General features: G+C 37.1%; 19 protein-coding genes. 16 read left to right on the plus strand and 3 right to left on the minus strand.

Annotation, left to right across the window (positions count from 1 at the left end):
- Positions 1–151 precede the first annotated feature (151 nt).
- Together FG27_RS02245 and FG27_RS02250 are read right to left on the minus strand one after the other, a co-directional pair.
- Positions 152–1,324, minus strand: coding sequence for a GlmU family protein (locus FG27_RS02245; RefSeq protein WP_037314968.1), 1,173 nt, complete (start codon positions 1,322–1,324; stop codon positions 152–154).
- Between the two features lie 199 nt (positions 1,325–1,523).
- Positions 1,524–1,775: a type B 50S ribosomal protein L31 gene (locus FG27_RS02250; RefSeq protein WP_037314972.1), complete on the minus strand. Its 252-nt coding sequence runs from the start codon at positions 1,773–1,775 to the stop codon at positions 1,524–1,526.
- A 149-nt stretch (positions 1,776–1,924) separates the two neighbouring features.
- Between FG27_RS02250 and FG27_RS02255 the strand changes: the two genes are divergently transcribed.
- The 7 genes from FG27_RS02255 to FG27_RS02285 all read left to right on the plus strand — a co-directional run bounded on the left by FG27_RS02255 (position 1,925) and on the right by FG27_RS02285 (position 8,943).
- Positions 1,925–2,455 carry a DUF4199 domain-containing protein gene (locus tag FG27_RS02255; RefSeq protein ID WP_037314975.1) on the plus strand — a complete coding sequence of 177 codons (531 nt, stop codon included), beginning with the start codon at positions 1,925–1,927 and terminating at the stop codon, positions 2,453–2,455.
- Between the two features lie 3 nt (positions 2,456–2,458).
- Positions 2,459–3,418, plus strand: a complete 960-nt coding sequence (locus FG27_RS02260) for a glycosyltransferase family 2 protein (protein WP_037314977.1) — start codon at positions 2,459–2,461, stop codon at positions 3,416–3,418.
- A 47-nt stretch (positions 3,419–3,465) separates the two neighbouring features.
- Complete coding sequence (locus FG27_RS02265; protein WP_037314978.1) at positions 3,466–5,196, plus strand: phospho-sugar mutase; 1,731 nt, start codon at positions 3,466–3,468, stop codon at positions 5,194–5,196.
- 12 nt (positions 5,197–5,208) lie between these two features.
- A complete protein-coding gene (locus tag FG27_RS02270; RefSeq protein WP_037314979.1) occupies positions 5,209–7,038 on the plus strand; it encodes an ABC transporter ATP-binding protein in 1,830 nt (609 codons plus the stop codon).
- A 354-nt stretch (positions 7,039–7,392) separates the two neighbouring features.
- On the plus strand, positions 7,393–7,938 hold the full coding sequence (locus tag FG27_RS02275) for an RNA polymerase sigma factor (protein WP_037314982.1): 546 nt from the start codon (positions 7,393–7,395) through the stop codon (positions 7,936–7,938).
- A 32-nt stretch (positions 7,939–7,970) separates the two neighbouring features.
- Positions 7,971–8,492: a hypothetical protein gene (locus FG27_RS02280; RefSeq protein WP_037314984.1), complete on the plus strand. Its 522-nt coding sequence runs from the start codon at positions 7,971–7,973 to the stop codon at positions 8,490–8,492.
- Position 8,493: 1 nt separating this feature from the next.
- Complete coding sequence (locus FG27_RS02285; RefSeq protein ID WP_037314986.1) at positions 8,494–8,943, plus strand: hypothetical protein; 450 nt, start codon at positions 8,494–8,496, stop codon at positions 8,941–8,943.
- Positions 8,944–9,045: 102 nt separating this feature from the next.
- Here FG27_RS02285 and FG27_RS02290 read toward each other — a convergent pair whose 3' ends face one another.
- Positions 9,046–10,110, minus strand: a complete 1,065-nt coding sequence (locus FG27_RS02290; protein ID WP_037314990.1) for an oxidoreductase — start codon at positions 10,108–10,110, stop codon at positions 9,046–9,048.
- A 196-nt stretch (positions 10,111–10,306) separates the two neighbouring features.
- Between FG27_RS02290 and FG27_RS02295 the strand changes: the two genes are divergently transcribed.
- From FG27_RS02295 to FG27_RS02340, 9 genes are all read left to right on the plus strand, one after another.
- Positions 10,307–11,524 carry an RsmB/NOP family class I SAM-dependent RNA methyltransferase gene (locus FG27_RS02295; protein ID WP_037314993.1) on the plus strand — a complete coding sequence of 406 codons (1,218 nt, stop codon included), beginning with the start codon at positions 10,307–10,309 and terminating at the stop codon, positions 11,522–11,524.
- Positions 11,525–11,598: 74 nt separating this feature from the next.
- Positions 11,599–12,165, plus strand: coding sequence for a hypothetical protein (locus FG27_RS02300; protein ID WP_037314994.1), 567 nt, complete (start codon positions 11,599–11,601; stop codon positions 12,163–12,165).
- Between the two features lie 576 nt (positions 12,166–12,741).
- Positions 12,742–16,407 carry a phosphoribosylformylglycinamidine synthase gene (gene purL, locus FG27_RS02310; RefSeq protein WP_037315002.1) on the plus strand — a complete coding sequence of 1,222 codons (3,666 nt, stop codon included), beginning with the start codon at positions 12,742–12,744 and terminating at the stop codon, positions 16,405–16,407.
- 248 nt (positions 16,408–16,655) lie between these two features.
- Positions 16,656–18,437: a long-chain fatty acid--CoA ligase gene (locus tag FG27_RS02315; RefSeq protein ID WP_037315004.1), complete on the plus strand. Its 1,782-nt coding sequence runs from the start codon at positions 16,656–16,658 to the stop codon at positions 18,435–18,437.
- Between the two features lie 161 nt (positions 18,438–18,598).
- A complete protein-coding gene (locus FG27_RS02320) occupies positions 18,599–19,051 on the plus strand; it encodes a MarR family winged helix-turn-helix transcriptional regulator (protein WP_037315005.1) in 453 nt (150 codons plus the stop codon).
- A gap of 160 nt (positions 19,052–19,211) precedes the next feature.
- Positions 19,212–21,620 (plus strand): 3-hydroxyacyl-CoA dehydrogenase/enoyl-CoA hydratase family protein, encoded by a 2,409-nt coding sequence (locus tag FG27_RS02325; protein ID WP_037315008.1) that lies wholly within the window; start codon positions 19,212–19,214, stop codon positions 21,618–21,620.
- 64 nt (positions 21,621–21,684) lie between these two features.
- Positions 21,685–22,875, plus strand: coding sequence for an acetyl-CoA C-acyltransferase (locus tag FG27_RS02330; RefSeq protein ID WP_037315012.1), 1,191 nt, complete (start codon positions 21,685–21,687; stop codon positions 22,873–22,875).
- Positions 22,876–22,906: 31 nt separating this feature from the next.
- Positions 22,907–23,272, plus strand: coding sequence for a four helix bundle protein (locus FG27_RS02335; protein ID WP_037315016.1), 366 nt, complete (start codon positions 22,907–22,909; stop codon positions 23,270–23,272).
- Between the two features lie 46 nt (positions 23,273–23,318).
- Positions 23,319–25,133 (plus strand): acyl-CoA dehydrogenase family protein, encoded by a 1,815-nt coding sequence (locus FG27_RS02340; RefSeq protein ID WP_037315018.1) that lies wholly within the window; start codon positions 23,319–23,321, stop codon positions 25,131–25,133.
- The last annotated feature ends 76 nt before the right edge of the window (positions 25,134–25,209 follow it).

The raw sequence follows: 25,209 nt of genomic DNA on the forward strand, positions 1-25,209 counted from the left end.
AAAGGTTATTTGAAAAATCTTCAGAATGTCACCCTGAATTTATTTTCAGGGTATAAGTTGTTTCAAATTGCAAGGTGTTAGAAGCTGAAACAAGTTCAGCTTGACGGAAACTGGATATTTCAAATAATCTTTTGGAAAGTGATGTTAAAAACTAACCTCTTCTCCACTTACTCGTTTCCTCAAAAACGTGCTCCAGGATTTTTTTATCTTCTTCTGAAAATTGAATATTTCGGCGTTTCATAACGATTTCAGCAACTTCAAAAGCTTTTTCGGTTTTGTAAACCGTCACACCGGCGCTGCCACCCCAACTGAAGCTAGGCACAAAATTTCGTGGAAATCCGGCACCAAAAATATTGGCACTTACACCAACTACCGTCCCGGTATTAAACATCGTATTTATTCCGCATTTACTATGGTCACCCATCATTAAGCCGCAAAATTGCAATCCGGTTTTAGCAAAACCTTCGGTTTCATAATCCCAAATACGCACTTCAGCATAATTATTTTTTAGATTAGAATTATTGGTATCGGCACCAAGATTACACCACTCCCCTAAAACTGAATTTCCCAAATACCCGTCGTGTCCTTTATTAGAATTGGCAAAAAGCACGGCATTATTTATTTCACCACCACCGCGGCTTCCGGGGCCTAAAGTAGTTGGACCATAAATTTTAGCACCCATCTTTACCAAAGCACCTTCGCAAACCGCCAAAGCGCCTTTTATAAGACTGCCTTCAAGAACTTTTGCGTCTTTTCCTATATAGATTGGGCCGGTGGAAGCGTTAAGCGAACAGTTTTCGACTTCAGCTCCTTCTTCCAGGAAAATTCTTTCCGGATTTTTCACATAATTAGATTCGTGAATAGGCTGGGATTTTCTGTCTTTGGTAAGCAACTCAAAATCGGCTTCTATAGCTTCTCCATTTTTTGAGAAAATATCCCAGGAATTATTTATTTGAATTACACCTTCAGCCAATTCAATTTGCTCATAATCATCTAAAGCTACTTCCTCACCTTCATAAGCGTGAAAAGCCACAATATCTTCCTGATAAAAGAGCGCCTGATTAGGTTTCAGATTTTTCACCTGCTCTAAAAATTCAGCATTTGGTAAAAAGGAAGCATTGATCATCACATTTTCTTCCAATTCCACCATCGGCCATTTTTCGGCTAAATAATCTTCGGTAATTGTAGAGGTAGTAGATTTTAAAAGCAGTTCCCATTTCTCCCGAATTGTTAGAATTCCAACTCGAATATCGGCAACAGGCCGCGTAAAGGTAAAGGGAAGTAAGCGGTTCCTGGCAGAACCGTCAAATAATATATAATTCATCCGCACAAATTTAGAGCTCAAAAATACAAATAAACTGCCTTGGAGCAAGTTTAGAGTACTTTAAGTTCACCTATTCCAGATATTTTCAGTCTGTTTAGTAGAATCAATGCAATACCTTTAAGCAGATTTTTAAAAATTTACGCACAAAAAAAGTCGTCTTAAAAGAGACGACTTTCTGAAATTATATATAACAAAAAACTTATTTCTTAAATTTCTTGTACTTGTTCTTAAACTTGTCAATACGCCCGGCGCTATCAACCAATTTGGTTTGCCCGGTGTAATATGGGTGAGAAGTTCTGGAGATTTCCAACTTGATAAGTGGATATTCTGTACCTTCAACTTCAATAGTTTCTTTAGTGTTCGCGGTAGATTTAGTAATGAATACATCTTCGTTAGACATATCTTTAAATGCTACTAATCTATAATTTTCCGGATGGATTCCCTGCTTCATCGCTTTAGTTCTTTTAATTTTCGAGGTGCAAATTTAAGTAATTCAATTATAAAAACAAGGGATAGACAAAATTATTTTTAATTCTTATGCAATGTAACGTTTTATTATATTTGCTTACTAACCGGTTGTAACTAAACAATCTCAAAATTATGGAAAAAACTTTAAAATCTGTAGCAGTACCTTATGGGGTATACGCCGGTCTAGCTTTAAGTATTGTTACTGTAATAGCTTATGCTTTCAGTCTTGAATTATTTACAAAATGGTGGCTGGGAGTAAGTAATTTTTTAATTGTTTTAGTGCTCGCAATTTTTGCAGTACTGGCAGCTAAAAAAATTAAAACCAATGATTATTTCTCTTTCAAAAAAGCATTTACCGCTTATTTTATAGTACCAGCTATTGGTTTATTAATAGCTGTTTTGGTAAGTATTCTAATTTTTAATGTAGTAGACCCTGATGCTGCTCTAACAGTTACCGAAATGACAGCTGAAACGACACGAAATATGATGGAAAATTTTAATGTCCCACAGGCAGATATTGACAAAGCTATTGCAGATATACAATCTTCAAATCAATTTTCCTTTTTAAATCAATTGAAGGCTTATGTTTTTCAACTAGCATTTTTCTCTGCTATTGGCTTAATCGTAGCTTTAATTTTTAGAGAAAAAAATCCAAACGCTTAATACATGCAGATTTCCGTCGTTATTCCTCTTTTAAACGAAGAGCAATCTTTAACTGAATTGTATAATTGGATCGCAAAAGTATTGCGGTCCAATTCCTTTTCATACGAGATCATTTTTATTGACGATGGCAGTACTGACGATTCCTGGCGAATTATTGAAGCCCTTCAGGAAAACGATAAGGCGGTTAAAGGAATAAAATTTAACAGAAATTACGGAAAATCCCAGGCGCTTCACGCCGGTTTTCTTAGAGCGCAGGGCGAGGTGATCATCACCATGGATGCCGATCTACAGGACAATCCTGAAGAAATCCCCGAACTCTACAGCATGATTACCGAAGAAGGCTACGACCTGGTTTCGGGATGGAAAAAGAAACGCTACGATTCGGTAGTTTCCAAAAATATTCCTTCAAAAATTTTTAATGCAGCAGCAAGAAAAACTTCAGGAGTAAAACTTCACGACTTCAATTGCGGGCTTAAAGCTTACCGCAAAGCAGTAGTAAAAAACATAGATGTTTACGGCGAAATGCATCGCTACATTCCTGTTTTAGCCAAAAATTCGGGTTTTACTAAAATTACCGAGAAAGAAGTTCAGCACCAGGCTCGAAAATACGGTAAAACAAAATTTGGCGCCGAAAGATTTATTAACGGCTTCCTGGATCTTATAAGCATTTGGTTTCTTTCCAAATTCGGCCGCAGGCCTATGCATCTTTTTGGAGCTTTAGGGGTTTTGATGTTTATTTTCGGTTTTATTTCTGCCGGATGGATTGGGATCTCAAAACTTTATAAACTTTATCACGGTTTACCTAATGTTTTGGTCACCTCAAATCCCTGGTTCTATATTGCCCTGGCGGTAATGATAATTGGCACGCAATTGTTTCTTGCCGGTTTTCTGGGAGAGCTCATTTTGCGCTCCAAACGCGAAAAAGAACGTTATCTTATCAATAAAACCACCTCAATTTTATAATGCCATTAAGGCATTAATCCTTATTTTTGTTTTATAAACTTATTCCGATGACTAAAATTAAACCAGAAATTTTAGCAAAGGCTCAAGCCTGGCTAACCGATATATTCGACGAAGACACCAAAAATAAAGTCAACAAATTAATAGATTCCAATTCGGCAGAATTAGAAGAATCTTTCTATAAGAATGCCGCTTTTGGTACTGGTGGAATGCGCGGAATTATGGGTGTTGGCACCAATAGGATCAATAAATATACCCTCGGAAAAAACACCCAGGGACTTTCTAATTTGCTGAAAGATGAATTTAAAGATGAAAAAATAAAAGTTGCCATCGCCTACGATTGTAGAAATAACTCTAAAGAATTGGCGCAAATGGTGGCCGAAGTATTTTCAGCTAACGAAATTGAGGTTTATCTATTTTCAGAATTAAGGCCAACTCCGGAACTTTCTTTCGCAGTGAAGCATTTAGATTGTCACGCCGGGATTGTTCTTACCGCAAGCCATAATCCTCCGGAATATAACGGTTACAAAGTATATTGGCAGGATGGCGGCCAATTAGTTCCGCCGCAAGACACAAAACTGGTAGACATAATTAATAATTTGGAATATGACGAAATTAATTTTAAAGCCCAGCCAGCGCTAATTCACAGTATAGACAAGAAAGTAGATGAAGCTTTTCAGGAAGCTTCAGTTAAAAATGGAAGTTTTGATACTCCAAATTCAGCCAAAGACAATTTAAAAATCGTTTTCACCTCTTTACACGGAACGGCTTGTAAAACCAATCCGCAGATTTTAGAAAAGGCAGGTTATAAAAATGTTTTCCTGGTTGAAGAGCAAAAAGAGCCTAATGGAAATTTTCCGACAGTTAAATCTCCAAATCCTGAAGAGCCGGAAGCCTTAAAAATGGCCCTGGATCTTGCAGAAGAAAAAAACGCAGATATTGTAATTGGTACCGATCCAGATGGTGACCGTTTAGGAGTTGCCATGCGCGATCTAAATGGAAAAATGATTCTCCTTAACGGAAATCAAACCATGTTGGTAATGACCTGGTTTTTACTGGACCAACATAAAAAACAGGGGAAACTATCTGATAATTCTTTTGTGGCGTCTACTATTGTCTCTACGCCAATGCTCAAAAACATTACCGAAGATTTTGGCGCTCAATACCACGAAGTCTTAACAGGATTTAAATGGATCGCTAAATTAATAAAAGACAACCCTTCATTAGATTTTGTAGGTGGTGGTGAAGAAAGTTTCGGGTATATGGTTGGTGATTTTGTACGCGATAAAGATGCTGCAACCGCTACCCTACTCGCTTGTGAGATCGCTGCAAAAATGAAAGAAAAAGGAAGCTCTTTCTACGAGCAACTTTTAAAACTTTATACAGAATACGGTCTTTACCGCGAAGAATTAATTTCTTTAGTAAAAAAAGGTATTGAAGGCGAGGCTGAAATCAAGCAAATGCTCATTGATTTAAGAGAAAACCCATGGAAAGAGATTGATGGTGAAAAGGTGGTTCTTGTAGAAGACTATCATACTTCTAAAGCGAAAAACCTTCAGGAGCAAATTGAAGAAGAAATCAAAATTCCAAAATCCAACGTACTTATCTATTATACTGAAAATGGAACAAAGATCGCTGCAAGACCAAGTGGTACAGAGCCAAAGATCAAGTTTTACATCAGTGTAAATTCTCAATTAGATAAGATTGAAAATTTTGATGCTGAAAACACTAAACTTGCTGAAAAGGTAAAGCGTATTAAAAATGAATTACAACTGGGCTAAAAGCTCAAATTTATGACGTATTTAAAGAAGATTCTTCTGTTTGCAAAACCATATAAGCGGTTTGCAATTCTCAATATTATTAGTAATATTTTTTACGCCCTTTTTAGTACCCTGGCGTTTATCTCTTTTATACCAATGCTTAGGGTGCTTTTTCAGGAAGAAAAGCCTATTAGCACTAAGCCAGTATGGAATGGAGAATTTAGCGGGTTAAAAGATTTCGCTAACGACTATTCTAACTTTTTTCTAAATCAGCAGGTAGAAGAACACGGTCAAATCGCGGCCCTGGTAACTATTTGTATCACGGTAATTGTGCTTTTCTTTTTAAAGAACTTTTTTAATTATTTGGCACTTTATTTTATAGCCAGTCTTAGAAACGGGATGCTAAAAGATATAAGAAACCGTATATATGATAAGATTGTAGATTTGCCGATTTCTTTTTTTTCTGAAAAACGAAAAGGAGACTTTATCTCAAGGATCACAAGTGATGTACAGGAAATCCAGACTTCATTCTTAAGCATGCTGGAGCTTTTTGTTAAAGAACCGCTTACCTTGATTTTCACTTTGTTAGCAATGATAGCGCTTAGTCCAAAATTAACGCTTTTTGTCCTGGTATTTTTGCCACTCTCAGGCTTATTGATCTCTTCTATAGGAAAGAAACTGAAATCGCAATCTACCCAAGCGCAACAGGAGAACGCTAATTTTCTAACTATAGTTGAAGAATCGCTTTCAAGCTTAAAAATTATTAAAGGCTTTAATGCTGAAGATAAATTCAAAAGAAAATTTTATAGCAGTACAGGCCGTTTAAATCAAATTTTAAACACGCTTTTGCATCGCCAGAACCTGGCTTCTCCAATGAGTGAATTTTTAGGGGTTGTGGTAATTACTATAATTTTATGGTTTGGTGGAAGAATGGTGCTTATTGATAACACCATGGACGCCTCTACTTTTATTGGCTTTCTGGTTCTAACTTATAATATTTTAACTCCGGCAAAAGCCATTTCAAAAGCTACCTACTCTATTCAAAAAGGAAATGCCAGTGCTGAGCGTATTTTAGAAATCCTGGAAACAGAATCTACTATTCAGGATGATAAAAATGCTATAAAAAAGGACTCATTTGATGAGACTATTGAAGTAGAAAACATCAACTTTAGGTATGAAAAAGAGAATGTACTGAAGAATTTTTCAATGCAAGTGGAAAAAGGAAAAATGATCGCGCTTGTGGGCCAGTCCGGAAGTGGTAAATCTACCATTGCCAACCTAATCACCCGTTTTTATGATGTAAATGAAGGCAGTATAAAATTAGATGGCCATAATATTACAGGAATTACTAAAAAATCTCTCAGAAATTTAATGGGACTGGTAACCCAGGACTCTATACTTTTTAACGATACGGTTAAAAACAATATCGCACTGGGAAAAGATAATGCTAGCGATGAAGAAATTATTGAAGCATTAAAAGTAGCCAATGCCTGGGAGTTTGTAAAAGACCTTCCTCTTGGCCTGGAAACCAATATAGGCGATAGCGGTAATAAATTGAGCGGCGGGCAAAAACAGCGACTTTCTATCGCGCGTGCGGTACTAAAAAATCCGCCCATTATGATTCTCGACGAAGCAACTTCTGCCCTGGATACCGAAAGCGAAAAGCTGGTACAGAACGCCCTGGAAAACATGATGAAGAACAGGACTTCTATAGTGATCGCCCATAGACTTTCTACCATCCAGAATGCCGATAAGATTATTGTAATGCACCGAGGAGAGATCGTGGAGCAGGGAAAACATTTAGAATTGTTGGGTAAAAAAGGTACCTATCAAAAATTGGTAGAAATGCAGTCTTTTGAATAGATAACTTCAGGTCAAAAATAATGCATAAAAAAAGGATGAAGAAAACTCCATCCTTTTTTAAAATTATTCTCATTTTGGGGCAAATAAGAATAAAAGATTTAATTCGTTTTCGTTTGGGGCAAAAAAAGACTAAATCATTTTTAATACTGTAAATGTAAGATAGTAATTCCAATGAACCAAACAAAAAGTGCTTTTTATCTACTTTTTATGCATTTAATCGATGAAATGCACTTTTTAGTATCACTCAAAATCCTTCTGAATTCTTTTAGAGACTGACTTTAAGAAGAATAAAGTTTTAACTACCTTTGGCTTCCGTTAGCCGGGATTCAACTAAAAATTAAGACTCGCATCCCTTTGAAAACGTCCGAAGATCTACTTATTAAACGTTTACAGGATAAAAAAACTTCTTCAGAAGCTTTTAAAGAACTGTTATCTTTATACAAAGAGCGTTTATATTGGCACATACGTAACATGGTAAAAGACCATGAGGATGCTCATGATGTGCTTCAAAATACTTTTATTAAAATTTTTAAAAATATTAATAACTTTAAAGGAGAAAGTAAGTTGTTTTCCTGGATGTATCGCATAGCCACTAACGAATCTATTAGTTTTTTAAACAAAAGGGCTAAACGCAATCAAATCACTTCAGAAGATCTTCAGCAACAACTTATTTCTAACTTAGAAAGTGATGTTTATTTTGAGGGAGATGAAATTCAATTAAAATTGCAAAAAGCAATTGCCAGTCTTCCCACAAAACAACAACAGGTATTTAATATGAAATACTTTCAGGAATTAAAATACCGGGAAATGTCAGAAATTCTAGAAACCAGTGAAGGAGCGTTAAAAGCGTCCTACCACCACGCTGCCAAGAAAATAGAGGATTACTTAAAAACCAATTAAACCTTTTGTGCTTTTTATAGTCAAATAAGCAAATGAAGAAAAAGAATTTATCATATAATCCAAAGTCAGGTTTTAAAACCCCAGCAAATTATTTTGAGGGCTTAGAAGATGAACTATTGGATGCGGTGAAGCTTTCAGACACGTTTGGAGAAAAGAAATCTGCTGGTTTCACTACACCTGATGGATATTTTGATGAGCTGGAAGATAAGCTGTTTGAAAGAGTAATTAGAAAGGAAACAAAAGTTAGAACCTTATTTACCAAAGAGGTTTTACTTTATGCAGCAAGTATAGCAGCACTAATTATTGCTTTTGCCAGCACGAATTATTTTAACCCAGAATCTCAAACCAGTTGGGAGACGCTGGAGCTTTCGGTTATGGAAAGCTATATAGACGATAATAACATAAATTTCTCTACCGGAGAAATTTCAAATTATATTTTTCAAAAAGGCTATGTTATTGATGATGCCGATTTAAATAACGTAGATTCAGAAGCAATGATGAATTATCTTGATGAGAATATGGATGAACCCCTTTATATTTTAGACGAGGATTAATATGAAATACCTAATACTTATATTACTTATTTTTTCTGGTTTGTGGCAATTGCAATCACAGGAACGCGATGATTCGCATCGCAAAAAGATCAAGGAATTAAAAACCGCTTTTTTTACTCAGGAATTAAATTTAGATAAGAAAAAAGCGCAACAATTCTGGCCCATTTATAATGAATACGAATCCAGCCTGCACGAATTAAGAAAACGTGAGCATAGAGATATTCCAAATTTGGAATGCATAAATGAGGATGAAGCCAAGGAGATGCTGGAAGAATATGTTGCTATTGAAAAGCAGGATTACCTTTTAAAACAGGCGCTTTTCAATGATTTGAAGGAAATAATGACCGCGCAGGAAATTATTAAACTTCACCAACTTGAAGATAGATTTCACAAGAAATTAATTAAAGAATATCGGGCTCGAAAAGAGCGTGAACAGGAGGAAGAAGAATAAAATGCCCTCAAAGCATTTAAATCTCGATTACCGAGTAAAGTTTAGTTTTTTGGTTAGTTAGTAGTTAGTATCCCGGTTGGTTTAAGCTTTCCGGGATTCTTTTTATTTAAAAGTTAGTTTTGCAATTCGGCCTTTTCCAGCAGCATAAGCAACCGAATCATTTTTAAACCTCAGCGTATAAAAACCTTCCTCAGAAATTTGTTTCCAGGTATTTCCCGAATCTTTAGAGACCGAAATCCCGCTAAATCCGGTTGCAATTATTTTTTCTCCACCACTGTTTGGGATAAATCGCACACTACTTTTATAGCCCGGCTCCTTCCCTTCTGCTATCAATTCCCAGGCTTTCCCTCCATCTTTAGTAATCGCCTTATTCCCGGTATTTCCATCTGGATTAGTGTAATCACCTCCTAGAATAATTCCAAGGTTTTCATCATAAAAATCCATGGAATATCCGCCGGTAGTTGGCTTTCCTTCAATTAAAGGAGTATCAAAAACTTCCCAGGTTTCACCTTTATCGGGAGAAAAATAAATTCGGGATTTCATTCCGCCGGTAAGAATCCAGGTTTTATCTCCTTCAATAGCAATATTAGAATTGCTCGCGGCAAAAGCAGCTTCCCCATCAATAACTTCAGGAAGAATATCGCAACTTAATTTCTGCCAGGTTTTTCCTTCATCACGGGTTATTATTATAGAAATACAATTATTGGTAGGATCCCCCATAGCAATTCCTTCCCGGTTATTCCAAAAAGCCATCGCGTCGTAAAAAGCTTTTTCGTGTTCTTCTTTATAAACCAATTCCATTGCCCCGGAATCACCTGTTTTGTATAATAAAGCAGGACTTCCCACACTTAGCATAAAAAAATCTGTATCTGTAGACGCTACCGCTCTATATTCCGGTATTATTGTGTCGAATTTCTGAACGTTAGTTCGCCAGGTTTTGTCAGTATTATTATACATTCCAAAAGTCCCATTATTGGCAGCAAAGGCGATATTATTTCCTATTAATTCAAGTGCACGAATACTCAAAGAATCATCTTCCAAAATAGGTTCTATTTTTACTGAAGAATATTCGATTTCAGTTTTGTGGTGTTTTCCGTTTTCAGCTTCCTTTTCATTCTTGCACCCACTAAATATTATAAACAGGCAAAAAACTACGAGTCTTTTCATACATTAAATTTTAATCGATTTTTAAATCCTGCCAAAGGTAAATTTTTCCGAAGCAAAATACCTAGTACTAAGCATCCAAAGCATTAAAAGAAATTATAGAGGTGATTTTCGTTCCTGCCTAATAATTTTTGGAACCAAGTATTTAAAACTCAATTATCCGCTAAAAAACTTACCTTTGCAAATTCAAAATTTAATTATGCGCTTACACAGGAATTTGGTTTTCGCGACCATGGATGCCTTAAATGAAATTTTTAATAATGGTAAATATGCCGATAAGGTTATTGAGCAAACTTTAAAACGCGATAAGCGTTGGGGCTCAAGAGATCGCAGTTTTATTGCTGAAACCGTTTACGATATTGTTCGCTGGAAAAGACTTTATGCTGAAATTGCTGAAGTTAAAGAGCCATTTGATCGTGAAAATTTGTTTCGATTATTTACCGTTTGGGCAACCTTGCGAGGAATTGTGCTACCAGACTGGCCACAATTTGAAGGCACTCCTACCCGCAGGATTAAAGGAAAATTTGATAGTCTAAGTAAGATTAGAAAATACCGCGAATCTATTCCAGATTGGATGGATGAACTTGGAGTAAAAGAACTTGGTGAAAAAGTTTGGGAAAAAGAGATTGCAGCGCTAAACTTGCAAGCGCCGGTAATCTTGAGAGCCAACACACTTAAAACTACCAAAGACAAATTACGCAGTGCTCTTAAGGATGAAGAAATAATTTCTGAACCTTTAAAAGGATATAAAAGCGCTTTAAAACTGGAAGAACGTGGAAACGTTTTTAGAACCCAGGCTTTTAAAAACGGCTTTTTTGAAGTTCAGGACGCATCTTCCCAACTGGTAGCTGAATTTCTTGAAGTAGAACCCGGAATGCGCGTGGTTGATACTTGTGCCGGTGCCGGCGGGAAAACGCTTCACCTGGCTGCTTTAATGGAAAACAAAGGCCAGATTATCGCTACTGATATCTACGGAAATAAACTTAAAGAACTTAAACGCCGTGCAAAACGTGCCGGTGCTCATAATATAGATCCGCGTGCAATTGATAGCACAAAAGTAATTAAGAAACTTTATGGAACTGCAGATCGCGTTTTAATAGACTCCCCTTGTAGCGGTCTTGGAGTTCTAAGCCGAAATCCAGATGCTAAATGGAAATTGCAACCTGAATTTATAGACAGGCTTATAAAAACCCAGGCCGAAATAATTGAAACTTATTCGCGCATTGTAAAACCAGGCGGAAAAATGGTTTACGCAACCTGTTCGGTTTTACCTTCTGAAAACGAGAAGCAAGTAGAAAATTTCTTAAAGAATACCGAAGAAGGAAAAAATTTCAAATTGATTAAAGAACAAAAGATACTTTCTTCTGAAACCGGGTTTGACGGTTTCTATATGGCACTTTTAGAGAAAAAGGCTTAAGGGTTTATACCCAAATTTTTTGATTGAATCAATTTCAGGTGAAATCCTTTTATTTTCCCTGAAATTGATTCCTGATGAAAAAATATTACTTAATATTCCTTTCTTTACTTATTTATTCCTGTGCAGAAGATGATGCTTCAATTCCCGAAGAACTTCCGCCAGAAAATAATTTTTCTACTGAAATCTTCTTTTCAGAATATATTGAGGGCACTTCCTTCAATAAAGCATTGGAAATTGTAAATCTTACTGGAGAAGATGTTGATCTGGAAGCTGAAGCCTATTCTATTAAAAAACAATCGAATGGCGCAGGCGATTGGATGGGAGAGGTTATACTTCAAGGTGATATCGCTCATAATTCAACTTTCGTTATTGCCCATGAATCCGCCATTTCTGAAATCACTTTAAAATCCAATCAATTAAAATTTGGGGCACCACTGGATTTTAACGGTAATGATCCAGTTGGACTTTTTAAAAACGGGGAATTAATCGATGTAATTGGAGAAATGGACAATCCTGAAGATTTTGCATTAGACCAAACTTTAAGAAGAAAAAAATCTATAACAGAACCTTCTCTTGAGTATAATCCAGAAGATTGGGAATTCTTTGAAATGAATACTGTAGATGGTCTGGGTAGTTATTAAAATTATTTTGTCCTTTTTCTAACAGGTTTTTGGTTATCAGAAGGAAATCAGGATATTTTCTTGAAAAACTTGCCACGAATACACGAATATTTTATTGGTGCATTTTTCCTGCAAGGTCTTTTTTTGACCTTATAGATTTAATTTTAATTTTTCTAACCCAGAAGATTTTGAGAACCTTGGAGGAAGTAAGTCCACATTTATACTGGCCTTCCTCTCAAAAAACAATGGAAACAAGTATCAAAACAGGTTAGAAAATAGTTGTGATTTCGTAGTAAAACTAAACCTTTTAAAAATGAAAGAATAATTTCATTGCGAACGAGGAGCGAGTGCGGCAATCTATTAACGTACGCACCTAACTTAATAGAAATTCCGTTTTTTACGCTTTACAGATTGCTCAGTCGCCTAAAAAGTCTCCTTCGCAATGACATTCATTGCGCAAAACAGCTATAAATTAAGAAATACGATTCGTTAATTCGAGGCAAAACCCCTTTTAATATTTTCTGCATTAACTTCTTAAAATATTTCCTTTAAAAAACCTAAATTTGTGCTTTCTCGAACAACACAAAACAACATAGAATGATCCTTTTCTTTGGAGACCAGGCCACCAAGGTTTTTGCGGTAGAAACGCATACCAATCTTACGGCTCAAGACATCACAAAATTAAACTGGCTTTTTGGCAATACACAACAAATCAACAAATCTGCTCTGGCAGATTTTTTTGTTGGGCCCCGTGCCGCAATGATCACGCCCTGGAGCACCAACGCGGTAGAAATTACCGAGAATATGGGCATCCACGGAATTATTAGAATTGAGGAATTCTTGCGAATTGATAAGAATTATCACGATTTTGATCCTATGCTTTCGCAGAAATATGAAGGTTTAGATCAGGATATTTTTGATATTCATATTAATCCCGAACCGATCATTGAAATTGATGATATCGCAGCTTATAATCAACAGGAAGGTCTCGCCCTCAATGTAGAAGAAGTTGCTTATTTACAGGGATTAGCCGATAAATTAGGCCGAAAACTTACTGATTCTGAAGTCTTTGGTTTCTCCCAGGTAAATTCTGAACATTGCCGGCACAAAATTTTCAACGGTACTTTTGTGATTGATGGAGAAGAAAAACCTAGCTCATTGTTTAAAATGATCAGGAAAACTTCGGAAGAAAATCCGAACGAGATCGTTTCAGCATATAAAGACAATGTGGCCTTTATTAATGGACCACGAGTGCAACAATTTGCGCCAAAACTACCAGACGTTCCTGAATTTTACGAAAACAAAGATTTTGATTCGGTTATTTCCATAAAAGCCGAAACCCATAATTTCCCAACAACAGTAGAACCTTTTAACGGCGCTGCAACCGGAAGTGGCGGAGAAATTCGCGACCGGCTTGCCGGTGGAAAAGGTTCTTTGCCATTAGCCGGAACGGCAGTTTATATGACCTCTTATTCCCGACTTGATAAAGACCGAAAATGGGAAAATGGGATGAAAGAACGCGATTGGCTTTATCAAACCCCAATGGATATTTTGATCAAAGCTTCTAATGGAGCTTCAGATTTTGGAAATAAGTTCGGGCAACCTTTAATTTCAGGTTCTGTATTGACTTTTGAGCATTCAGAGCATCAACGAAATCTAGGTTACGATAAAGTAATTATGCTTGCCGGCGGAATTGGCTATGGAAAAGCCAACCAGGCCCAAAAAGATATTCCTAAGAAAGGAGATAAGATCGTGATTCTTGGTGGTGAAAATTACCGAATTGGTATGGGAGGCGCAGCGGTTTCTTCCGCAGATACCGGAGAATTAGGTAGCGGAATTGAACTAAACGCTATCCAAAGAGCCAACCCAGAAATGCAAAAACGAGCTTCTAACGCGGTGCGTGGAATGGTAGAAAGCGAAGAAAATCCAATAGTTTCTATCCACGATCACGGTGCCGGCGGACATTTAAACTGCCTTAGCGAACTCGTAGAAGAAACCGGAGGAAAAATTGATTTGGATAAATTACCGGTTGGCGATCCTACCCTTTCAGCAAAAGAAATTATAGGAAACGAATCCCAGGAAAGAATGGGATTGGTTATTGGTGGTAAAAGCTATGAAATTTTACGCAGGGTTTCAGAACGTGAACGCTCGCCTATTTACCAGGTTGGTGATGTTACCGGAGATTACAGGTTTACTTTTGAAGGTTCAGAATCCAAACAAAAACCGATGGATCTGGCACTTTCAGATATGTTTGGAAGTTCGCCAAAGACGGTGATGACCGATAAAAGTGTATCAAGAAATTATGACGATGTAGTTTATTCATCAGAAAATATAAAAGATTATTTAACGCAGGTACTTCAATTGGAAGCCGTTGCCTGTAAAGATTGGTTGACCAACAAAGTAGACCGCTGTGTAACCGGGCGTGTAGCTAAACAGCAAACCGCAGGACCATTGCAGCTTCCGCTAAACAATTGCGGGGTGATGGCCCTGGATTATAATGGAAAAGAAGGCGTGGCGACCTCAATTGGCCACTCCCCTGTTTCGGCGTTGGTAGATCCTGTTGCGGGTTCTAAAAATTCTATTGGTGAGGCACTTTCCAATATCATTTGGGCGCCGTTGGAAAAAGGATTAAAATCTGTTTCGCTTTCGGCAAACTGGATGTGGCCTTGTAATAACGAAGGCGAAGATGCCAGGCTTTATGAGGCTGTGCAAGGGGTTTCAGATTTTGCGATCTCCCTTGGAATAAACGTTCCTACCGGAAAAGATTCGCTTTCCATGAAGCAGCGCTATAAAGACGGCGAGGTTCTTTCTCCGGGAACGGTGATCATATCTGCAGCCGGGCATTGTGATGATATTACGAAAGTAGTAGAACCTGTTTTACAAAAAAATGGCGGCGATATTTATTACATCAATTTATCACAGGACAATTTTAAACTTGGAGGATCTTCTTTTGCGCAAATACTTAATAAGGTTGGAAAAGAAGTACCAACGATAAAAGATGACAAGAAATTTGCCGATGCTTTTTATAACATTCAGGGCTTAATTAAGCAAGATCTAATTCTTGCCGGGCACGATGTGGCTTCCGGCGGATTAATCACCACACTTCTTGAAATGTGTTTTGCTGACAATAATCTTGGCGCTGATCTAGATCTTTCAGCTTTAAATGAAAAAGACAGCGTTAAGCTCCTTTTTAATGAAAACTGCGGAATTGTTTTCCAGGCAAAAGACGATACAGCCGAAAAGGTACTTAGCGATAATAAGATTGAATTCTTTAAAATAGGAAAAGTTACTGAAGGAAAAGAACTGAAAATTAAAAACGGTTCAGAAGACCTGGGTTTTAATATTCCGGAATTACGCGATGTTTGGTATAAAACTTCTTTCCTTTTAGATCAAAAACAAAGTGGTGTAGACAAAGCTACCGAGCGATTTAATAATTATAAGAATCAGCCGCTGGAATTTAGATTTCCGGAGAATTTTACAGGACTTCTCGACTCCTCTCGAAGTGACAAGAAACGTATCAAAGCAGCAATTATTAGGGAAAAAGGCTCTAATTCTGAACGTGAAATGGCAAGGGCTATGCACTTAGCAGGTTTCGATGTGAAAGATGTGCATATGACCGATTTAATAACTGGTCGTGAAACTCTGGAAGACATCAAATTTATCGCCGCTGTTGGTGGCTTTTCAAATTCTGATGTTCTGGGAAGTGCCAAAGGTTGGGCCGGGGCATTTTTATATAATGAAAAAGCCAAAACCGCGCTGGATAATTTCTTTAAAAAAGAAGATACTTTATCGCTAGGCGTATGTAATGGTTGTCAGCTTTTTGTAGAATTAGGATTAATAAATCCCGATCACGAAAAGAAACCTAAAATGCTTCATAATGCTTCGCATAAGTTTGAGTGTAACTTTACTTCTATAGAAATTATGGAAAACAATTCTGTAATGCTTGGCTCACTTGCCGGTAGCAAACTCGGTATTTGGGCTGCACATGGAGAAGGGAAATTCAGCTTCCCGTATAAAAAGGAGCATTATAATATTGTTGGAGAATATGGCTATGATAAATACCCGGCTAATCCAAATGGCTCAAATCACAACACCGCGATGTTAACCGATGATTCTGGAAGACATTTGGTAATGATGCCACATCTAGAACGCTCTACTTTCCCCTGGAACTGGGCATATTATCCAAAAGATAGGAAGGAAGATAAAGTAAGCCCCTGGATTGAAGCTTTTGTAAATGCCAGAAAGTGGCTGGAGAAAAAATAAATTTTCAACATTTTAATTTAAAAACGCCCGATAATATTTATTGTCGGGCGTTTTTCATTTGTGAATTAATACAATGATAATCAATTAAATAAATCATTATTAATAACATTTCTCTTATAAAAACTCATAATTGTTATCATTAAACAATTTATAGTCTTGCTAATATATCTATGCTTATTTTAATATTTCAATTTGAAATAGGCTATAAATTTGCTATTTTGCAAAGTATATAATAATTAGACACCCTAATGGATAAACCAACAAGACTATTTGACTTTCCATATTACCAATTGGAAAAACACGCTTTAGAAAAAGCGCTAGTCACTAAATATAATGGAACCTGGAAAGCCATTTCTACTCAGGAATATATAGATAAGGCAAATGCCATAAGCCGCGGATTATTAAGACTTGGAATAAAACCAAATGATAAAATCGCCATAATTTCTACCAGTAATAGAACTGAATGGAATATTATGGATATAGGAGTTTTGCAAACCGGTGCTCAAACAGTACCAATTTATCCTACCATCTCTGAAGAAGATTATCAATATGTTTTAGATCACAGTGAGGCCATTTTTTGTTTTGTCTCTGATAAGGAAGTGTTGGATAAGCTAAATGCTATAAAGCATGAAACCAAACTTAAAGAAGTTTATAGTTTCGATGAAATAGAGAATTCAAAAAACTGGACTGAGGTTCTTAAACTTGGAAAAGATAAAAGTAATCAGGATGAAGTTGAGCAATTAAAGAAAGCTGTTAAACCAGATGATGTAGCTACCTTAATATATACATCGGGAACCACTGGGAGACCAAAAGGAGTTATGCTTTCGCATAATAATCTTGTAAGTAATGTACTAGATAGCGCAGAGCGAGTTCCTTTTGAACGAGGTACCTATGTAGCACTTAGCTTTTTACCGGTTTGTCACGTTTTTGAAAGAATGATCCTTTATTTATATCAGTATTATTCAGTTTCCATTCATTTCGCCGAATCTATAGAGAAAATTAGCGACAACCTTAAAGAAGTAAAACCACACGTAATTACTGCGGTACCGCGCCTTTTGGAAAAGGTTTATGATAAAATAATCGCTAAAGGTTCTACTGTTGGCGGTATCAAACAAAAACTATTTTTCTGGGCTGTAGAACTTGGCCTGGAATACGAACCATACGGAGCAAATGGATGGTGGTATGAAAAGCGCCTTTCCTTAGCCAGAAAACTTATATTTTCTAAATGGAAAGAAGGATTAGGTGGTAATATTGAATTAATCGTTTCTGGATCTGCTGCGCTTCAACCGCGATTAGCTCGTGTATTTGCTGCAGCTGATATTCCGGTAATGGAAGGTTATGGATTAACTGAAACTTCCCCCGTAATCGCTGTTAACGACCAAAGAGATAAAGGTTTCAGAATTGGTACAGTGGGTAGACCTATAGACAGAGTGACCGTTAAAATTGCTGAAGACGGGGAAATTCTGGCAAAAGGACCAAACGTGATGCTTGGTTATTATAAGGAACCTGAAAAAACAAAAGAAGTTTTAAATGGAGATCACTTTTTCCATACCGGCGATATTGGGGAATTAGATAAAGATGGTTTCTTAAAGATTACCGATCGTAAAAAAGAGATGTTTAAAACATCAGGAGGAAAATATGTCGCTCCGCAAATTATTGAAAACACGATGAAACAATCGCGTTTCATCGAACAAATTATGGTAATTGGTGATGGCGAAAAAATGCCGGCCGCTTTAATCCAGCCAAACTTTGAATTTATCCAGGAATGGGCTAAGCGTAAAAACATCGATATCGGTGACGCATCTGAAAAAGAAATTGCCAATAATGAGCAGGTTAAAAACCGTATACAGGAAGAAGTTGATTTTTACAACGAAAAGTTTGGAAAATGGGAACGTATAAAAGTAATAGAACTTACGGGTGAAGTTTGGGGAATTGAGGAAGGGCACCTCACTCCTACTATGAAACTTAAACGTAGAAATATAAAAGACAGGTATAAGAAATTATATGATAAGATCTACAAACCTATGTAATTAGATAAATTTAATATTAAAGTTAAAACCCTTCCCAGAGAAGGGTTTTTTTATGCATTTCTCATAAATTTAAGTAATAAATATGCAAGCCTAAGTATTTATCCAATTTTATTATGCGTGCATAATATATTTTTCTTAACTTTGAGAGTCAACAATTAAAAATGAAGGAAAAAACAATAGATTATGTATTGCGGGCCACCTGGATGGCGGTTTCAAAAATGTATAATGAAGAAGCCGGGAAAGCAGGAAGCACAATGTCTACCGGTTTTGCCCTGTTAAGTATAGACCCAGAAAATGGAACTCCTTCTACCTCCCTTGGCCCCAAAATGGGAATGGAAGCCACGAGCTTATCACGAATTCTTAAAACTATGGAAGATAAAGGATTAATTCTTCGGAAGAAAAACCCAAAAGATGGCCGAAGCGTCCTTATATATTTAACCGATTTTGGTCGGGAAATGCGGGAGTATTCAAAAAAAGTGGTATTGCGATTTGATGAAGCTGTGAAAGAAAATGTATCAGAAGAAGATTTAAAAACTTTTATCGAAGTAGCCAACACCATTTTATCACTTATTTCTGAAAAGAAAATTTATAAAGAAGAGATAAAAATAGAATAAATGAATTAAACATCATTACGAACCCGATTAAGAATCGGGAGAAGTAATCTCAAAGTCGACTACTAATACTTTGCAGATTGCTTCGTACCTCGCAATGACAGATTTTAAAATAAAAATTTATTAATAACCGAAAACCTTATAGTAAAACCAGATAAAAATTATGAAGAGAAGAATTAATAAAGTAGCGGTAATCGGCTCCGGAATTATGGGAAGCGGTATTGCCTGCCACTTCGCCAATATTGGCGTAGAAGTTCTCTTGCTGGATATCGTCCCGCGGGAACTCAATGAGAAAGAAAAGAAAAAAGGGCTCACTTTAGAAGATAAGGAAGTAAGAGACCGCCTGGTAAATGAATCTTTACAAGCTTCTTTAAAATCTAAGCCCTCTCCTATTTACCATAAAGATTTTGCCAATCGTATAGAAACCGGAAATATGGAAGATGATATTTCTAAAGTTTCTGAAGCCGATTGGATTATTGAGGTAGTAGTAGAACGCCTTGATATTAAGCAGCAGGTGTTTGAAAAACTGGAAAAACATCGTAAAAAAGGAACACTTATAACTTCCAATACTTCGGGAATTCCTATTCAGCAAATGAATGAAGGAAGAAGCGAAGATTTTCAGCAGCATTTCTGCGGAACGCATTTCTTTAATCCGCCGCGTTACCTGAAATTATTTGAAATTATCCCGGGACCAGATACAAAACCGGAAGTTCTGGATTTCCTAAACGAATACGGGGAAAAATACCTTGGGAAGAAATCGGTATTAGCTAAAGACACTCCTGCTTTTATTGGAAATAGAATTGGTATTTTTAGTATTATGAGCCTTTTCCATATGGTTAAAGATATGGATATGACCATAGAGGAGGTAGACAAACTTACCGGGCCGGTAATTGGCCGTCAAAAATCGGCTACTTTCCGTACGGTAGATGTAGTTGGTTTAGATACTTTGGTACACGTAGCCAACGGGCTTCATAAAGGTGTTCCAAACGATGAAGCTAACGATCTTTTTGCCTTACCAGATTTTATCAAGACTATGATGGATAACGAATGGTTAGGAAGTAAAACTAATAATACCGGATTTTATAAGAAAATTAAAAAAGAGGATGGTTCGAGTGAGATCAAGTCTTTAGACTTGGATAAAATGGAATATCGCGATAGAAAAAGCGCGAAATTCGATGTGCTGGAACAAACCAAAACTATAGATAAGCTTGAAGACCGCTATGAGGTTTTAGTAGGTGATAAAGGAAAAGCCGGTGAATTTTACCGTAAAAACTTTGCAGCTTTATTCGCTTATGTTTCTAATAGAATTCCAGAAATTTCAGACGAACTTTATAAAATTGATGATGGTGTAAAAGCCGGATTTGGTTGGGAGCACGGCCCATTTCAAATGTGGGATGCCCTTGGCGTAAAGAAAGGTGTTGAGATGATGAAAGCCGAAGGTAAAGAACCGGCGGCCTGGGTGAATGAGATGTTGGAAAATGGTAAAAACTCATTTTACACCGTAAAAGAAGGTAATACCTATTATTACGATATTCAGAAAAAGGATTACACGAAAATTCCTGGTCAGGATGCGTTTATCATTTTAGATAACATTCGCGAATCAAAAGAAGTTTTCAGCAACAGCGGCGTTGTGGTTGAAGATCTTGGCGACGGGATTTTGAATGTGGAATTCCGAAGTAAAATGAACGCCATTGGTGGTGATGTTTTAGACGGCATCAATAAAGCCATAGATATGGCCGAAAAAGATTACCAGGGATTAGTTGTCGCAAATAACGGGAAGAACTTTTCTGTTGGAGCAAACATTGGGATGATCTTTATGATGGCTGTAGAGCAGGAATATGAAGAGCTGAATATGGCGATTAAATATTTCCAGGATACGATGATGCGTATGCGCTACTCTTCTATTCCAACCGTAGCCGCACCACACTCTATGACTTTGGGTGGTGGATGTGAACTTTCACTTCATGCCGATAAAGTTGTAGCAGCGGCCGAAACTTATATGGGTCTGGTTGAATTTGGCGTTGGGGTAATTCCCGGCGGTGGAGGTTCTAAAGAAATGACCGTTCGCGCCGCAGATACTTTTGAAAAAGATGATGTGGAATTAAACCGATTAAGAGAGCATTTCTTAACCATAGGAATGGCAAAAGTTTCTACCTCAGCCCACGAAGCTTTCGATTTAAATATTCTTCAGAAAGGAAAAGATATCGTAGTAGTAAACCAGGAAAGACAACTCACTATCGCTAAGAAACATGCCCTACTGATGGCTGAGAATGGATACACTAAACCAATTGCTCGAAAAGATATTAAAGTTCTTGGGAAACAAGCTTTAGGAGCTTTCTTAGTAGGAACCGACCAAATGAATGCCGGAAAATATATTAGTGACCACGATAAAAAAATCGCGAACAAACTAGCCTATGTAATGGCCGGTGGTGATTTATCTGAACCACAAATGGTAAGCGAACAATACTTGTTAGATCTGGAAAGAGAAGCTTTCCTTTCCCTAACCGGAGAGCGCAAAACCCTGGAAAGACTTCAGCATATGTTGAAGAAAGGTAAACCACTAAGAAATTAAGAATTATAAATGTTGAATTTTGAATGAATAATCATTCGAAATTTAAAATTCAAAATTTAGAATAATGAATAAGACAGCATACATAGTAAAAGCATACAGAACGGCCGTGGGGAAAGCTTCCCGTGGTGTGTTCAGGTTTAAGCGGCCAGATGATCTCGCGGCTGAAACCATCGATTATATGATGAACCAATTACCCGATTTTGATAAAACCAGGATCGATGATGTAATTGTTGGAAACGCAATGCCCGAAGCCGAACAGGGCTTAAATGTTGGTCGTTTAATCTCGTTAATGGGACTTAAAACCGACAAAGTACCAGGGATGACGGTTAACCGTTATTGCGCTTCAGGATTAGAAACCATCGCGATCGCTTCGGCTAAAATACAAAGCGGAATGGCCGATTGTATTATCGCCGGCGGTGCCGAAAGTATGAGTTACATCCCAATGGGCGGTTATAAACCGGTTCCTAATTACAAAACTGCCAAAGAAGGTAACGAAGATTATTATTGGGGAATGGGACTTACTGCGGAAGCAGTAGCCGAGAAATACAAAGTTTCCCGTGAAGATCAGGATGAATTTGCCTTTAATTCACATCAAAAAGCTTTAAAAGCACAGGAAGAAAACCGTTTCCAGGACCAGATAGCTCCTATTGATATTGAAGAAACATTTGTAGGAAAAGATGGAAAAAAGCAAACCAAAAATTATACCGTAACCAAAGATGAAGGTCCACGTGCCGATACTTCTAAAGAAGCCCTGGGCAAACTACGCCCTGTTTTTGCTGAAGGTGGAAGCGTTACCGCTGGTAATTCTTCACAAACCAGTGATGGTGCCGCTTTTGTAATGGTTATGAGCGAAGAAATGGTAAAAGAATTAAATCTTGAACCAATAGCCAGAATGGTGAGTTATGCACCAGTAGGTGTAGATCCTAGAATTATGGGAATTGGGCCGGTTCATGCTATTCCAAAAGCTTTAAAACAAGCAGGATTAAAACAGGATGATATGCAGCTTATAGAATTAAATGAAGCTTTCGCCTCTCAATCTTTAGCGGTAATCAGGGAACTGGGATTAAATCCTGAAACTTTGAATCCTAATGGCGGCGCTATTTCTATGGGGCACCCACTGGGTTGTACAGGAGCAAAACTTTCGGTGCAAATCTTTGATGAAATGCGTAAACGCAATCTAAAAGATAAATACGCCATGGTTACCATGTGTGTAGGAACCGGACAGGGAGCTGCGGGAATCTATGAAGTATTTTAAATGATGAATGTTGAATTTTAAATGAATAAAATTGAAAAGTGAGAATATCATAGTAGATAAAACCTTTAAGTTTTCTCTTAATATCATCTCGCTTTTCAAAAAACTTCAAGAGGAAAGAGAGTTTATAATTTCCAGGCAATTATTAAAATCTGCAACAAGTATTGGTGCTAACGTAGAAGAAGCAACTGCTGCACAATCAAAAAGAGATTTTATAAGTAAAATGTCAATCGCTTCCAAAGAAGCCAGAGAGACGAAATACTGGCTGCGACTTTTAGAAGATTCAGAACTAACAAAAATTGAAGTTTCAAATCATTTAAATGAAATCACACATATAATAAACATCATAACTAAAATCATCATTACAGCTCAAAAAAACATTAATAACACTGAATTATAAAAAATAAATCATTTAAAATTTATAATTCAAAATTTAGAATAATAGCATGGAAACAACAGAAAATAAAAAAGAACTTCTTCGCGGTGGGCAATTCCTGGTAAAGGAAACCAAGGCAGAAGATATATTTACTCCTGAAGATTTTACTGAGGAGCAAAAAATGATGCGTGATTCGGTTAAAGAATTTGTAGACAGAGAGATCTGGCCGAAAAAAGAAGAATTTGAAAAGAAAAATTATGCGCTTACCGAAGAGGTAATGAGAAAAGCCGGGGAACTTGGTTTTCTTGGTGTAGCAATTCCGGAAGAATATGAAGGGCTGGGAATGGGCTTCGTTTCCACCATGCTGGTTTGTGATTACATTTCGGGAGCGACGGGCTCTATTGCAACTGCTTTTGGAGCACATACTGGAATTGGTACTTTGCCAATTTTACTTTATGGAAATGAGGAGCAACGCAAAAAGTATATTCCGAAGTTAGCAACGGGAGAATGGTTCGGCGCTTATTGCCTTACTGAACCAGGAGCTGGAAGTGATGCGAATTCAGGAAAAACAAAAGCTGAGCTTACCGAAGACGGAAAAAGTTATAAAATAAACGGACAAAAAATGTGGATCTCCAATGCGGGATTTGCAAGTGTTTTTATCGTTTTTGCCCGTATTCAGGATGATAAAAATATCACTGGATTTATTGTAGAATATGATAAAGAGAATCCGAACGGAATTACTTTTGGGGAAGAAGAGAAAAAGCTGGGAATCCACGCCTCCTCTACCCGCCAGGTATTTTTTAATGACACTGTAGTTTCTGCTGAAAATATGCTTTCAGAAAGAGGAAACGGATTTAAGATCGCGATGAATGCGTTAAACGTGGGCCGAATTAAACTGGCTGCAGCATCTTTAGAAGCACAAAGACGAGTAACCGATGTGGCCGTAAAATATGCTAATGACAGGGTTCAGTTTAAAACACCAATTGCAAAGTTTGGTGCTATAAAATCTAAACTTGCTGAAATGGCTACTTCAGCTTATGTTGGAGAAGCGGCGTGTTACCGAGCTGCAAAAAATATAGATGATCGAATTAATCTTCGTTTGGAAGCTGGAGAATCGCATTCTAATGCCGAATTAAAGACTTTTGAAGAATACGCGATAGAATGTTCTATTTTGAAAGTTGCCTGCTCTGAGGATGTTCAGAATTGTAGTGATGAAGGTATTCAGGTTTTAGGTGGAATGGGATTCTCTGCCGACACTCCTATGGAATCTGCCTGGAGAGATGCCAGAATTGCCAGAATTTATGAAGGTACCAATGAGATCAACAGAATGTTAGCCGTTGGAATGCTTATTAAGAAAGCGATGAAAGGTCACGTAGATCTTTTAGGTCCGGCGCAAGCTGTTGGCGAAGAACTTACCGGAATCCCTTCTATGGACAAGCCAGATTTTAATGAATTATTCGCTGAAGAAAAGGATATGATCAAAAAATTGAAAAAAGTTTTCTTGATGGTAGCCGGTAGCGCAGTTCAAAAATTTGGTCAGGATCTGGAAGAGCACCAACAATTGCTTCTTGCTGCTTCAGATATTTTGATTGAAGCTTATATGGCTGAATCTGGAATTCTAAGAGCTGAAAAGAATGTAAAACGTTTTGGTGAAGATGCTCAAAAAGAGCAAATCGCAATGGCTAAATTATATCTATATCACGCTGTAGATACCGTAACCCAGAAAGCCAAAGAGGGAATTGCTTCTTTTGCTGAAGGGGATGAGCAACGTATGATGTTAATGGGACTTAAGCGTTTCACCAAATATGACAGAATGCCAAATGTGGTAGAGTTAAGAAATACTATTGCTGAAAAATTGACTTCAGAAAATAAATATTGTTTCTAAAAATGTTAAAAACATTTTCAAAAAAGACCATCAATTTAAGGTGGTCTTTTTTTATTCCTTAATTTTAAAATTATTC

Origin of the sequence: Salegentibacter sp. Hel_I_6 (assembly GCF_000745315.1) — a bacterium.
Classification (GTDB): domain Bacteria; phylum Bacteroidota; class Bacteroidia; order Flavobacteriales; family Flavobacteriaceae; genus Salegentibacter.